The sequence below is a fragment of the Actinomycetospora chiangmaiensis DSM 45062 genome (assembly GCF_000379625.1).
Lineage (GTDB): Bacteria > Actinomycetota > Actinomycetes > Mycobacteriales > Pseudonocardiaceae > Actinomycetospora > Actinomycetospora chiangmaiensis.
Window position 1 is genome coordinate 61,393 of the sequence record NZ_KB903243.1, and the last position, 12,757, is coordinate 74,149.

Sequence of the window (12,757 nt, forward strand, 5' to 3'; positions counted from 1 at the left end):
CCTAGGCGCACCGGGCGCGGAGTGATCCGGCTCCCGGGCCGCCGCGGTCCGTCGGTGATCAACGGCCCCGCAGCGGGCTCGATCCGGGACCCGGAGCCCGCTCACGGTCTGTTGATCATGGGCGGGACGTGCCGCCCGACCGGGGACGCCGCGTCGCCCCCTCGCCGTCGCGGGCGACGTACGATCAGCTCCCGTGACGGCCGGCAGCACGCTCGAGAAGCCGACCACCCCCGTCGTCGGGAAGGCCGACCCGCGTGGGGTGCTCGCGCCGGGACCGCGCGGGGTGGAGAGCCTGATCGGGCGGCCGATGCCGACCGACCGCCTCCGCGGCTGGGTGGTCACGCTGCTGGTCACCGTGATCGGCGGGGTCGTCCGGTTCTGGGACCTGGGGTGGCCGAGCGACAACGGCACGCCGGTGTTCGACGAGAAGCACTACGTGCCGCAGACCTGGCAGGTGCTGCGCAACGGCGGGTACGAGGACAACCCGGGCTACGAGCTCGTGGTGCACCCGCCGCTGTCGAAGCAGCTGATGGCGGTCGGGCAGTGGCTCTTCGGCTACGACCCGGTGGGCTGGCGCGTGGTCAGCGCGCTCGCGGGGACGGTGTGCGTCCTGCTGATCGTCCGCATCGCGCGGCGGCTCACGCGCTCGACCCTGCTCGGCGCGGTCGCCGGTGTCCTGCTGATCTGCGACGGCCTCAGCCAGGTGTCGAGCCGCGTGGGGATGATCGACGTCTACCCCGCGGTGTTCGTGCTCGGGGCGTTCGCCGCCATCCTCGCCGACCGCGACGACGTCCGCGCCCGGTTCGCGACGGTGGTGGCGGAGGGCCGCATCCTCGACACGCCGTTCGGCCCGCGGCTCGGCGTCCGCTGGTGGCGGTTCGTGGCCGGGCTCTGCATCGGGCTCGCGCTGGCCAGCAAGTGGTCGGGCCTGTACTACGTCCTGTTCCTCGGCGCGCTCGTCGTCGGCTTCGACGTCGCCGCCCGCCGCGCCGCCGGGGTGGCGCGGCCGTGGGTGGGCACGCTGGTCCGCGACGTGCTGCCCCTGGTGTGGGCGTTTCTCGCGATCCCGGTCCTGGTCTACCTCGCGAGCTGGCTGCCCTGGATCGCGTCGGAGACCGGCACCGACCGGCACGTCGCCGACGCCAAGGGCGACTCGGTCGGGCTCTACGCGATGCTGCCGACGTGGCTGCCCGACTGGTTCCGCGGGATGGCCTACTTCTCCTCGAAGGTCCTCCAGTTCCACGCGACGCTCGACACCCCGCGCGGCAACCCGCACCCGTGGGAGTCCAAGCCCTGGACGTGGCCGATGGGGCTGCGCCCGATGCTCTACTACTACGAGTCCGGCGCGGGCGCCCCCGGCTGCGGGTCCGACGACTGCGTCGGTTCGGTCATGGCGATCGGCACCCCGGCGATCTGGTGGCTCGCCTTCCCCGTGCTCGGGTGGAGCCTGTGGCGCTGGGTCGTCGCTCGCGACTGGCGCTACGCCGCCGTGCTCGTCGGCTACGGCGCCGGCATCCTGCCGTGGTTCACCGACATCGACCGCCAGATGTACTTCTTCTACATGACGCCCGTGATCCCCTTCCTGATCCTGGCGCTCACCCTCGTGCTCGGCGAGATCCTCGGCCGCCGCACGGCCGGGCCGGAACGGCGGTCCACGGGGCGCATGGTCGTGGCGCTCTACCTCGGGGTCGTCGTCGCGAACTTCGCGTGGCTGTGGCCGATCCTCGTGGGCGCGTCGATCACCGCCGCCCGGTGGAACGCCGAGCTGTGGCTTCCCTCGTGGCGTTGAGCCGGTGCTGATCCGCGCGGTTCTCTTCTCGCTGATCCCGGTGGCCGCCGCGGCCCTCTCAGGCCTGATCGCGGCGATCCGCCCGCCCGGGCGCCGGGTCACGAGCGGCATCCAGCACTTCGCGGCCGGCGTGGTCTTCGCCGCGGCCGCGATCGAACTGCTCCCCGGCGTCCTGCGCCAGGAGCCGTGGGTGGCGATCGCGGGGTTCGCCGCGGGGATCGCGGTGATGTTCAGCTTCCGTGCCGCGGGGAAGGTGCTGGAGTCCCGGCCGACCGCGGCGGCCCTGCCGGTGGGGCTCGCCGTCGCGACCGGGGTCGACTTCGCCGTCGACGGCATCGTCCTCGGCGCCGGGTTCGCGGCGGGCGCGACGACGGGCGTGCTGCTCTCGATCGCGCTCGCGATCGAGTACCTCTTCGTCGGGCTGTCTCTCTCGTCGGCAATGTCCGGAGGTGCCTCGCGCACGCTCGTCGCCGTCGCCCCGACCGCGCTCGCCCTGCTCACGGTGGTGGGCACCGCGGTCGGCGTGCTCTGGCTCGGCGCCGCCTCCCCCACCCTCCTCGCGGGTGTGCTCGCCTTCGGTGCGGTGGCGTTCATGTACCTCGCCACCGAGGAACTGCTGGTCGAGGCCCACGAGCAGGGCGAGACCGCACTCGGCTCGGTCGGTTTCTTCGTCGGCTTCCTGATCTACCTGCTGCTCGACGAGCTCATCGGCTGACCACGGCGAACCGCGCCCCCGTCGGGTCCTCGAGCACGGCGCGCCGTTCCTCCTTCCCGACGACCTTCCCGACGACGAGGCCTCCCGCGTCCTGCGCCGCCGCGGCGGCCGCGTCGACGTCGGCCACCGCGAAGTGCACCAGCCAGTGCGGGAGCGCGTCCCCCGCGAAGGCCACCGCGCCGAAGGCGGGGCCGTCGTCGAGGTGCAGCGTGGTGGTCCCCGGCTCGTCGGTCGGGGCGTGGGTCCAGCCGAACACCGTCGCGTAGAAGGTCCTCGTCGCACCCGGTTCGGCCGACGCGGCCTCGGCCCACGTCACCGGGTCGGCGTGCGCGTCGGCCTCCCACACCCCGAACGCCGCGCCACCCGCGTCGATCGCCACGACGACGAGGCCGCCCGACCCGTCGTCGTCCGGCCCGTGCAGGACCTGCCCGCCCGACTCCTCGATCGCCGCCGCGGTCTCGGCCGCGTCGGGGACCGCGACGTACAGCGTCCAGCCCGGTGGACTGCCCTCCGGGCCGCCGAGCCCCGCGACCCGACGGCCGTCCCGGAGCGCCACCACCTCGTGGTGGGCCGCCGCGCCCGCCTCGGTGAACGTCCAGCCCAGCACCGCGCCGTAGAACTCCGGCCCCGCGCCCGCCGTGAGGTCCGCCCAGCACGGCAGCCCGTCGCTCATGGCCCGAGTGTGACGCGCAGCACGTCGCACCGCACGCGAGCGATTTTCTAGTACGAGCGTTAGGCTCACATACGTTCTATGAATGTCAGGAGGAGCTGCCGTGGTCGAGGGAACGGGTCGTCCCGTCGTGTCCGTCGGGCCCGTGACGCTGCCGGCGCCGGACCGAGGAGTCGATCTCGAGGTCCGGGTGTCCGCGCCCGTGACGGGCACGGACCTGCCGGTGGTGGCGTTCTCGCACGGCTTCGGCTCGTCGTCGCGGGCGTACGGGCCGCTCGTCGACGCCTGGGCGGCCCACGGCTTCGTCGTGGTCCGGCCGACGCACCTCGACTCGCGGACCGTGGGGCTCGCCCCGGACGACCCGCGGGCGGCCCTGCCGTGGCGGACCCGGGCCGAGGACCTGCAGCGGGTCCTCGACGACCTCGGGACGCTCACGGCCGCCGTCCCCGGGCTCGCCGGACGGGTCGACCCCACTCGCGTCGGCGTCGCCGGGCACTCCTTCGGCGGGCAGACCGCCGGGCTCCTGCTCGGGCTACGGGTACTCGGTCCCGACGGCGTGCCGGGCGCCGACCTCACCGATGCGCGCGTCCGGGTCGGTGTCCTGCTCGCGACCGCCGGGCGCGGCGGGGACGCGCTCGCACCCGGCATGATCGAGCGCATGCCCTGGCTGAACCCGACCTTCGAGGGGCTGCGCACGCCGACCCTCGTCGTCGCCGGGGACGCCGACCACAGTCCGCTGACGGTGCGCGGACCCGCGTGGATGACCGACCCATTCCGGCTCGCCCCGGGTGCGACCGACCTGCTCACCGTGCTCGGCGGCGAGCACTCCCTCGGCGGGATCGCCGGGTACGAGGCCGCCGAGACCACCGACGAGGACCCGGCCCGCGTCGCCGTCGTGGCGAGGGCGACGTCGGCCTACCTGCGCAGCGCGCTCGTTCCCGGCGACGACGCGTGGACCCGGGCCCGCGCCGACCTCGACCCGTCCGTCGTCCGGCTCGAGAGCCGGGTCTAGTCGGATGGTCGGGCGTCCCGTCGATCACCGACGCCGGGCCGCGCTGCTCGACGCCGCCGTCGACCACGCGACCGAGGAGGTCTTCGCCGACCTCTCGTTCCGGTCGGTGGCGGCGGCCCTCGGGGTCTCGACGACGACCCTCGTCCACCATTTCGGCACGAAGGAACAGCTGCTCGAGAGCATCCTCGGCCGGCTCCGGGAGCGGTTGGTCGCGTCGTCGGGCGCGACGGGCGAGCAGCATCCCGACCTCGCGACGGCGGCCCGCGCGTTCTGGACCTGGAGCGCCGATCCCGCGCGGTGGCCGACGTTGCGGCTCTTCTTCGCCGTCTACGGGCACGCCGTCCAGTCCCCCGGCAGCTTCGACGGCTTCCTGCGCACGGTGGGTGCCGACTGGATCGCCGTGCTCGTCGAGGCCCAGGGTCCCGGGGTCGACCCGGCGACCGCCACGGCCCGGGCCACCGTCGTGGTGGCCACGCTGCGCGGGCTGCTGCTCGACCTGCTCGCCACCGACGACCGTGAGCGCGTCGAGGCGGCCGCGGCACTGTTCCTGGACTCGCTCGGGCGTTGACCGTCGGACCCGTGCCCGGACCGGACACGACGAAGGCCCGGCTCCCATCGGGAACCGGGCCTCCGAGCTGCTGGTGGTGGAGCTGAGGGGAATCGAACCCCTGACCTACTCGATGCGAACGAGTCGCGCTACCAACTGCGCCACAGCCCCAACGAGCGGGAACTCTACGCCACGGCGCCCGGCCCGCGATCAGCGGGTGGCCCCACGACGCCGGCCCTGCCTCCGCCGAGAGCGTCCACCGGCCGCCGTCGGGGGAGAGCGACGGTCGGTGGACGCGCTCGGCGGCGGCAGGGCCGCGGGCCGGGATCCGAGCGAGGTCCGGACGGGGTCCGGGGGCGGTCAGGCGCCGCGGCGGTAGGCCGGGACGCGGTGGTCGTCGAGTTCGCAGAAGGCGGGGTCGTCGTCGGTGTCGCCGACGAGCTCGGTGCCCGCGGGCACGTCGGGGGCCGGCGTGCGGGGCGCGATCCAGCGGGGCTCGGGGACCTCCTCGTCGTCCCGCCCGTCGTCCCACCCGTCGTCGCCGCGACGGGCCTCGGGGAGCTCGGGGACCTCGTGCTCCCCGGACTCGTAGCGGCCCCACCGCTCGGTGCCGGCGATGCGCTCCTCGTGCTCGGCCTGGCGCTCGCGACGCGCCTCGAGGGCACGGCGCTCGCCGGAGAGCCGGGCGGCCCGACGACGGCGGACCTCGTCCTCGATGCGCGTCTGCCGCCGCAGGAACACGAGGTAGCCGCCGAGACCGACGACGGTGACCGCGAACAGCCACCACAGCGCCGATGACACGACGAGGGCCGCGAGCACCGAGAGCACCGCGACCGCGATCAGCCCGATCGCCACCCGCTGCCGGAACGCGTAGCGGGCGTGGGCCGCCTCGGCGGCCGCCTCGGCGTCGAACCCGCCGCGGCCCGGCCGGTAGGCGCGGGGCCGGGGGGCGGGCTCGTCGTCGTACCCGTCGTCCTCGTAGCCGTCGTGGCCCTCGTACCCGTCGAGGTCGTCGAGATCGTCGACGTCCTCCGGGAGGTCCTGGCCGCGCCGGGCGCGGTCGAGGACGCGTCCCTCGGGCGCGGCCTCCGCCGCCTCGAGGACGTCCTCCTCGCGGACCTCGTCCGTCGTGCTCGTCATCGTGACCTCCTCCTGCCCCGTCGCAACGCTCGTGGCCGCGCCGCCCGAGGGCCGCTCCGGCCGGGCCAGCACCCGGGCGCTCAGATCGGCGTCGGCGGGTCGCGGCACCATCTGGCGACGTCGGGCGACCACCGGGACGAGCACCGCGAGCCACGCGACCACCAGCGCGGCGAAGACCAAGGAACTCGGCACCCGTCCCACCTCCCCGACCCGTGGCTCGTTCTCCAGCCGCTCGCCACGCTAGTCACACGGGCCCCATCCGCCCCGGACCCGCGACGGCGTGTCGTGTGCGAACCGTGACCATCACCCTCCAGTGAGGGAGGCGTCCGACGGGGTCCACGGGCCGGTGACCACTCGATGGGCTGGTCAAACCCTGAAGCGACTGGGCCGTGTGGGTGGTCCAGCGCCGGTCGAGGGTCGTGACCGGCCGTCGACGGCCCGTGACCCGGCGTCAGGACCGCTGGTCAGGCGCGTTCGGCCCGGCCGGCGCGCAGCAACCGGGACACGAGACCGTCCGGGAGCACGTCCTCGGCCGTCACCGCGAGCACCACGTGGTCGCGCCAGTCGCCGTCGACCTCGAGGTAGCGCTTGAGCAGCCCCTCCTCGCGGAAACCGAGCTTGGCGAGCACCCGGAGGCTCGCGGCGTTCTCCGGGCGCACCGTCGCCTCGACGCGGTGCAGCCCGACGCGGGAGAAGCAGTGGTCGACCGCGAGGGCGACGGCGGCGGTCGTCGCGCCCTTGCCGGCGTGCTCCGCGGAGACCCAGTAGCCGACGTAGGCCGAGAGCAGCGGTTCCCGGACGATGTTGCCGACGACCACCTGGCCGGCGAAGCGGCCGTCGACGGTCAGCGCGTAGGGCAGCGCCGTCCCCGCCCGCCCCATGGCGCGCAGCGTGCCCCAGCGGCCCGGCCACTCGACGAGGGCGTTGTGGTCGGCCCAGCGTCCGGGCGGCATCGGCTCCCAGGGCGTCAGGTAGTCCTCGTCGCGCAGCCGCAGCCGGGACCACTCCCGGCCGTCGCGGAACCGCACCGGGCGCAACGTGACCACCCCGGCGGGCACCCGCAGCGTCCGCAACCGGTCCGGCCACCCGGGGTGCCGACCGGTGGGACGCGTCCCTCCCCAGATCGGCGCACCGCCCATGGAGTGCAGTGTGCGCTAGCGGGGTGACAGGAACGCGACCCGGACCGGGGTGTCGAGCCCGGCCTCGGTCGTCTCCTCGTCGAGCACGATGAGGGCGTTGGCCTCGGCCAGCGACGAGAGCAGGTGCGAACCCGCCGTCCCCAGGGGCTGGGCCAGGTACTCGCCGCTGCTGCGGTCGCGCAGCAGGCGGCCGCGGACGTAGCTGCGCCGCCCGGGGCGGGAGGCCACCGGGGAGAGCAGCCGGGCCGTCACCTCGCGCCGGTGCAGCTCCGGGCGCCCGAGGGCGAGCCGGATCAGCGGCCGGACCAGGATCTCGAAGACCACCAGCGCCGACGTCGGGTTGGCGGGGAGCAGGAAGGTCGGGATCTCGTCGTCGCCGAGCCGCCCGAAGCCCTGGACGCTACCCGGGTGCATCGCGACCCGGCTCGTGTCCACCGGGCCGAGCTCGCCGAGCTCGGCCGCGACCGCCTCGCCGTGGGCACCGCCCACCGCGCCCGCGACCAGCACGACCTCGGCGAGCCCGAGGCGTGCCTCGACCGCCTCGCGCACCGTGGCCGCGTCGGCGCCCACGATGCCGACCCGCGTCACCTCGGCGCCCGCGTCCCGCGCGGCCGCCGCGAGCGCGTAGGAGTTCACGTCGACGACCTGACCGGCCGCGGGCGTGCGGTCGACGTCGACGAGCTCGTCGCCGACGGCGATGACCGACACCCGGGGACGGGGGTGCACGAGGACCTTCGTGCGGCCCACCGCGGCCAGCAGCCCGACCTGCGCGGGCCCGACGACGACGCCGCGGCGTACGGCCACGTCGCCGGGTGCGACGTCCTCGCCGGTGCGGCGCACGAACTCGGCGCTCGCGACCGGGTGCTTGACCGTGACGCGGGCGCGGCTGGAGGGCCCGGCGTCGTCGGTGTGGTCGTGCGGGGCGACGGCGTCGGCCAGCGTCGGCAGCGGGGCACCGGTGGCGACGCGCACCGCCTGCTTCGGGCTGAGCCGGTGTGCCTGCCGCGAGCCGGCCGCGACCTCCCCCACCACGGGCAGCTCGACGGGCTCGACGTCGGCGGAGCGCACGTCGACCGCCCGCACCGCGAAGCCGTCGACGGCCGCCTGGTCGAATCCCGGCAGCGCGCGGTCGGCCACGACCTCCTCCGCGCAGAGCAGCCCCTGCGCCTCCGAGATCGCGACCCGGATCGGGGCCGGGCGCACCGCGGCGTCGAGCACCCGTCGCATCTGGGCTTCCACGGTCCTCACGGGTCCCATGGTGCCCCGGAGGAGGGGCGCAGCAGCGTAACGACGCGCCCTCAAGGCGGGTGTCCGACCCCTTCGCTAGCCTCGGCGCCACCGCTCGGACCCCCACCGCACGCCACCCACCTCGAGTACCGGAGAGCGCATGACCAGCGAGCACCCCGCCGTCGAGAAGTTGGAGAAGGCCGGGGCGCACCCGATGGAGGTCGCGGCGTTCCGGCGGCGGCTCGCGCAGCTGGCCGACCCCGACGCGGGCAAGGTCCCGGGCGACCAGCTCTCCCCCGTCGCCCCGCTGCCGCGCCTGGCCGACCTCCCCGAGCCCGACGCGGCGACCACGCGCTCGGTGTTCGACCGGCTCGCCGTGGTGAAGCTCAACGGCGGCCTGGGCACCTCCATGGGGCTGGACGGGCCGAAGTCGACGCTGGAGATCAAGCCCGGGCAGAGCTTCCTCGACGTCATCGCCCGCCAGACCCTGGCGCTCCGCGCGTCGACGGGGGCCCGGCTGCCGCTGCTGCTGATGGACTCGCCCACCACGCGTCCGCCGTCGCTGGAACGGCTGGCCGCGCACGAGGGCCTGGCCGACCAGGGCCTGCCGCTGGACTTCCTGCAGGGCATCGAGCCGAAGCTCGACGCCTCGACGGGCGACCCGGTGGAGTGGCCCGCGAACCCGGAGCTGGAGTGGTGCCCGCCGGGGCACGGCGACATCTACACGGCGCTGGCCGCCAGCGGGATCGCGGCCGCGCTGCTCGAGGCCGGCGTGCGGTGGTGCTTCGTGTCCAACGCCGACAACCTCGGCGCGCGGCCCGACGCGCGGATCGCGGCGTGGCTCGCCGAGCACGAGGTGCCGTTCCTGCTCGAGGTGGTGCGCGGCACGGAGTCCGACCGCAAGGGCGGGCACCTCGCGATGCGGGGCGACCAGCTGGTGCTGCGGGAGTCGGCCCAGGTGCCCGAGGGCGACCCCTCCTTCGGCGACCTCACGCGCTGGCACTACTTCAACACCAACAACATCTGGTTCGACCTGCAGGCGATCACCGCCCTGCAGGAGGCCGACCCCGCCGCACCGGACCTCCCGCTGATCGTCAACCGCAAGACCGTCGACCCCACGGACAAGAGCTCGACCAAGGTCGTGCAGCTGGAGACGGCGATGGGCGCGGCGGTGTCCTCGATCGCCGGGGCGGGGGCCATGGAGGTGCCGCGGACCCGCTTCGCGCCGGTGAAGACGACCGACGACCTGCTCGTCGCCCGGTCCGACCTCTGGGAGCTCCGCGAGGACGGGACGATGGTCCCGCACTTCGACACGCAGCCGCCGGTGGTCTCGCTGGACAAGGCCCACTTCGGGATGCTGCGCGACTTCGAGGCCCGCTTCCCCGCCGGCGCGCCCTCGCTGATCGGCGCCGAGCGCCTGGAGGTCCGCGGCGACGTGACGTTCACCGGGCCGACGACGGTGCGCGGGTCCGTCGTCGTCGAGGGCCCGGCGGAGGTGTCCGGGACGGTGGAGTGAGCGCGGCGTGACTGCCTCGAAGACCGAGTTGCGGGCGCAGCTGCTCGCGCGTCGTCGGGAACGGTCGGAGGCCGCGCGGTGGCAGGACGCGGCCAACCTCGCCGCGTCGCTGCCGGGCGTCCTCGACTCCCTCGGGGCCGACCCGGCCCGCCCGCTGTGCCTGTACGTGCCGGTGCGCTCGGAGCCCGGCGCGACTCCGAACGGGGCGCTCCCGATGCTGGACGCCGCGGTGGCGATCGGGCGCCGGGTGCTGCTCCCGGTGGTCACCGGCAGCTCCCCGCTCGACTGGGCGGGCTTCCGCGACCGCGGCGACCTGGTCCCCGGCCCGCACGGGCTGCTCGAACCGTCCCGACGTCGGGAGGGGCCGACGGCGATCGCGGCCGCCGGGGTCGTGCTGGTGCCCGCCCTCGCCGCGACGCCCGACGGGGTGCGCCTCGGACGCGGGGGCGGCCACTACGACCGGTCGCTGCCGCTGACCTCGGGCTCCACCGTGATCGTGGCGGTGGTCGGCGACGACGAACTGCTGCCCGAGTTGCCGGTCGAGCCGCACGACGTCCGCGTCCACGCCGTGTGGCGCCCGACGGCGGGGCTGATCGGAACAGCCTGAGGTGTGGCGTTGTTGGCACTCCCGTCGGGTGAGTGCCAGTTACACTCCCCGCGACCCTCCGGGATGACAGGAGCGCACGTGCCCACCTACCCCTATGCCTGCACCCAGTGCGATCACCGCTTCGAGCAGGTCCAGGCGTTCACCGACCCCTCGCTGACCGAGTGCCCCGTGTGCGGCGGACGGCTGCGCAAGGTGTTCTCGTCGGTCGGCATCGTGTTCAAGGGCAGCGGTTTCTACCGGAACGACAGCCGGTCGGGCGCCTCGTCGAGCACCTCGGCGTCGTCGTCCGAGTCCTCCTCGAGCTCGTCGGGCTCGGAGTCCTCCGGCTCGTCGTCGTCCTCGGGCTCGTCCGACTCGGGATCGTCGTCCTCGTCCGGCTCGTCGAGCACGTCCGGGTCCTCGGGCTCGTCCTCGTCGAACGGCTCGTCGTCGAGCAGCAGCTCGTCGTCGCCGGCGACGAAGAGCGCCTGACGCGAGAGCGAGGTCCGGGTCGACGACCCCGAGCCGGCGACCCGGACCCACACGGCGCTCGACCCGCTCCCCAGCGGTCGGTGGCTCCGTGCTCTGCACAACGAGAGACGTCCCCGCCCGACGCGAGTTGCCTCGGAACAGGTTTCGGTCGCGAGTCTCACCCGGACGGAGCGAACGGCTCAGAGCACGCGGCGACTGCCCGTGGCCTTCGTGGTCCGTGAGGCGGTCGGCGTTCCTTCCTGGGCCGCCAGCACCGGCGAGCGCGCGAGCAGGAACACACCGACGGTGAGCACCAGTGCGCCCGCGACGCCGCCGAGCACCCACCAGCCCCCGGCCACCTGTTCGCCGAGCAGGCCCGTGCCCCAGAGGAACGCCAGGATCGGGTTGCCGAGGGTCAGGCCGGGCTGGCTCGCGAGCAGCCGGCCGGCGCGCAGCCCGCTCTGCAGCGTCCAGAACGCGACCGGGCCGACGGGGATCAGCAGGAAGCTCTGCCAGGTGGTCAGCACCTCGCCGAGCCCGCCGACCGCGAGCGCGTCCGCCATCGCCTTGATGATCACGGCGACGAACCCCGAGCCGATGCCGGCCGCGATGCCGAAGAACGCCGCCTTGCCCACGGCCCGCGAGGTCTCCGCGATCCACACGCACACCCCGAGCGCCAGCAGCGTGACGATCGTGCCGAGGACCCAGCGCAGGTTCCCCGCGGCCAGAGCGTCACCGCCGTGCGGCCGCAAGGAGGCGAGCAGGACGACCAGGCCGACGCTCATCAGCCCGACGGCCGTCCACTCGTAGGGCCGCAGCGCGCCCCCGAGGATCCACCAGCCGACGAGCAGGGTGAACGGCAGCTCCATCACGAGCACCGGCTGCACCAGCGAGATCGAGCCGAGCCGCAGCGCGAGCACCTGACAGATGACGGCGCCGCCGAAGATCACGATGCCGAACAGCCACGGCGGCCGGCGCACCATGTCCCGGAAGGAACCCGCCGACCGTCCACGCTGCCGGGCACTGTCCTGGGCCGCCTTGCGCTGCAGTGTGAGCGCGAGGGCGTTCCCCAGGCAGGCCAGGAGGACGAGCACCACGGCCATTCGGGTGCAGCCCCTCACGTGTCCAGCGGATCGGGCTGAACCCGGTCATCCACAACCGGCGCCCTCCGACCCCATTGTCCACAGCCGGTCATCGCCACGCCCGGTGGGTGTGGTGCGGGCCCTATCGTCGCTTTCGTGAGGGTTTCCGGACGACGGATCGGGGCCGGCCTGCGACCGCCGGTCGGGTGGCGCCGCGCCGTGCTGCTGCGTCGGCTGGCCGCCGGTCTGCTGGCGGCGCTGGCCGTGGTGATCGGCGCGGTGGGGGCCGCGTCGCCGGAGGTGGCGGGCGCGCCCGTCGTCGTCGCGGCGCGCGACCTGGTGCCGGGCGCGGCGCTGACCGCCGCCGACGTGGTGGTCGACTCCCGTCCGCCGGACACGGTGCCGGTCGGGGCCCTCACGGCGGCGCCGGCGGCCGTGGGCGGACACCTCGTCGGCGGGGTCCGCGCCGGGGAGGTGCTCACCGACGTGCGGCTCGTGGGCCCCGACGCCGCGCGCGCCTCGGCGGGGACGCCCGACGCCGCCGGGGTGCCGCTGCGGCTGGCCGACCCGGCGCTGGCGGCCCTGGTGCGGCCGGGGGCGCTCGTCGACGTGGTGGGCGGTGCGCGGGCCGGCGGGCAGGGCGGCGCGATCCTGGCGCCCGGCGCCCGCGTCCTCACGGTGCTGGCCGGCGAGGACCGGACCAGCAGCCCCGTCGTCGTGGTCGCCCTGCCCGGCCCGCTGGCCGCCCGGGTGGCCGCGGCCACCACCGGTCAGGAGGTCACGCTGACACTCCGGTGAGCGCGACGTCCGCGGGCCCCGATGGCCGCGAGCGTGACACCACGCAGGTCGCCACTGGCCCGCGC

Annotated in this window: 13 protein-coding genes, 1 tRNA gene and 1 pseudogene; 8 read left to right on the top strand and 7 right to left on the bottom strand. The window is 75.0% G+C overall.

All coding sequences use genetic code 11. The features are described from left to right. Positions 1-193: 193 nt before the first annotated feature. Together A3CO_RS0119695 and A3CO_RS0119700 are read left to right on the top strand one after the other, a co-directional pair. Positions 194-1,789, top strand: coding sequence for a dolichyl-phosphate-mannose--protein mannosyltransferase (locus A3CO_RS0119695; RefSeq protein WP_018333965.1), 1,596 nt, complete (start codon positions 194-196; stop codon positions 1,787-1,789). A 4-nt stretch (positions 1,790-1,793) separates the two neighbouring features. After that, positions 1,794-2,504 carry a ZIP family metal transporter gene (locus tag A3CO_RS0119700; RefSeq protein ID WP_018333966.1) on the top strand — a complete coding sequence of 237 codons (711 nt, stop codon included), beginning with the start codon at positions 1,794-1,796 and terminating at the stop codon, positions 2,502-2,504. Here the strand turns inward: A3CO_RS0119700 and A3CO_RS33285 are convergent. Then, positions 2,494-3,177, bottom strand: a complete 684-nt coding sequence (locus tag A3CO_RS33285; protein ID WP_018333967.1) for a VOC family protein — start codon at positions 3,175-3,177, stop codon at positions 2,494-2,496. The two genes, A3CO_RS0119700 and A3CO_RS33285, sit on opposite strands and share 11 nt — an antisense overlap. A gap of 82 nt (positions 3,178-3,259) precedes the next feature. Between A3CO_RS33285 and A3CO_RS0119710 the strand changes: the two genes are divergently transcribed. Beyond that, complete coding sequence (locus tag A3CO_RS0119710; RefSeq protein ID WP_026204793.1) at positions 3,260-4,186, top strand: alpha/beta hydrolase family protein; 927 nt, start codon at positions 3,260-3,262, stop codon at positions 4,184-4,186. A 4-nt stretch (positions 4,187-4,190) separates the two neighbouring features. Further along, a complete protein-coding gene (locus A3CO_RS0119715) occupies positions 4,191-4,754 on the top strand; it encodes a TetR/AcrR family transcriptional regulator (protein WP_018333969.1) in 564 nt (187 codons plus the stop codon). Between the two features lie 74 nt (positions 4,755-4,828). Here A3CO_RS0119715 and A3CO_RS0119720 read toward each other — a convergent pair. From A3CO_RS0119720 to glp, 4 genes are all read right to left on the bottom strand, one after another. Continuing rightward, positions 4,829-4,904: transfer RNA gene (locus A3CO_RS0119720), tRNA-Ala, on the bottom strand. A 189-nt stretch (positions 4,905-5,093) separates the two neighbouring features. Further along, a complete protein-coding gene (gene sepX / locus A3CO_RS33290) occupies positions 5,094-6,065 on the bottom strand; it encodes a divisome protein SepX/GlpR (protein ID WP_157647720.1) in 972 nt (323 codons plus the stop codon). A gap of 272 nt (positions 6,066-6,337) precedes the next feature. Then, a complete protein-coding gene (locus tag A3CO_RS0119730) occupies positions 6,338-7,012 on the bottom strand; it encodes a GNAT family N-acetyltransferase (protein ID WP_051086015.1) in 675 nt (224 codons plus the stop codon). A 15-nt stretch (positions 7,013-7,027) separates the two neighbouring features. Beyond that, positions 7,028-8,269 (bottom strand): molybdotransferase-like divisome protein Glp, encoded by a 1,242-nt coding sequence (gene glp, locus A3CO_RS0119735; protein WP_051086016.1) that lies wholly within the window; start codon positions 8,267-8,269, stop codon positions 7,028-7,030. A gap of 130 nt (positions 8,270-8,399) precedes the next feature. Here glp and A3CO_RS0119740 point away from each other — a divergent pair, with 130 nt between their 5' ends. The 3 genes and pseudogenes from A3CO_RS0119740 to A3CO_RS40235 form a co-directional block, all read left to right on the top strand. Next, complete coding sequence (locus A3CO_RS0119740; RefSeq protein ID WP_018333973.1) at positions 8,400-9,755, top strand: UTP--glucose-1-phosphate uridylyltransferase; 1,356 nt, start codon at positions 8,400-8,402, stop codon at positions 9,753-9,755. A 7-nt stretch (positions 9,756-9,762) separates the two neighbouring features. Beyond that, on the top strand, positions 9,763-10,362 hold the full coding sequence (locus tag A3CO_RS0119745) for a 5-formyltetrahydrofolate cyclo-ligase (RefSeq protein ID WP_018333974.1): 600 nt from the start codon (positions 9,763-9,765) through the stop codon (positions 10,360-10,362). Between the two features lie 63 nt (positions 10,363-10,425). After that, positions 10,426-10,533 (top strand): annotated as a pseudogene (locus A3CO_RS40235) (FmdB family zinc ribbon protein); the annotation flags it as partial. 62 nt (positions 10,534-10,595) lie between these two features. Here the strand turns inward: A3CO_RS40235 and A3CO_RS40240 are convergent. Then, positions 10,596-10,886 carry a hypothetical protein gene (locus A3CO_RS40240; protein ID WP_018333976.1) on the bottom strand — a complete coding sequence of 97 codons (291 nt, stop codon included), beginning with the start codon at positions 10,884-10,886 and terminating at the stop codon, positions 10,596-10,598. Positions 10,887-11,012: 126 nt separating this feature from the next. Continuing rightward, positions 11,013-11,909 (bottom strand): DMT family transporter, encoded by an 897-nt coding sequence (locus A3CO_RS33300; RefSeq protein WP_157647721.1) that lies wholly within the window; start codon positions 11,907-11,909, stop codon positions 11,013-11,015. Positions 11,910-12,050: 141 nt separating this feature from the next. Between A3CO_RS33300 and A3CO_RS0119765 the strand changes: the two genes are divergently transcribed. After that, on the top strand, positions 12,051-12,692 hold the full coding sequence (locus A3CO_RS0119765; RefSeq protein ID WP_026204796.1) for an SAF domain-containing protein: 642 nt from the start codon (positions 12,051-12,053) through the stop codon (positions 12,690-12,692). The last annotated feature ends 65 nt before the right edge of the window (positions 12,693-12,757 follow it).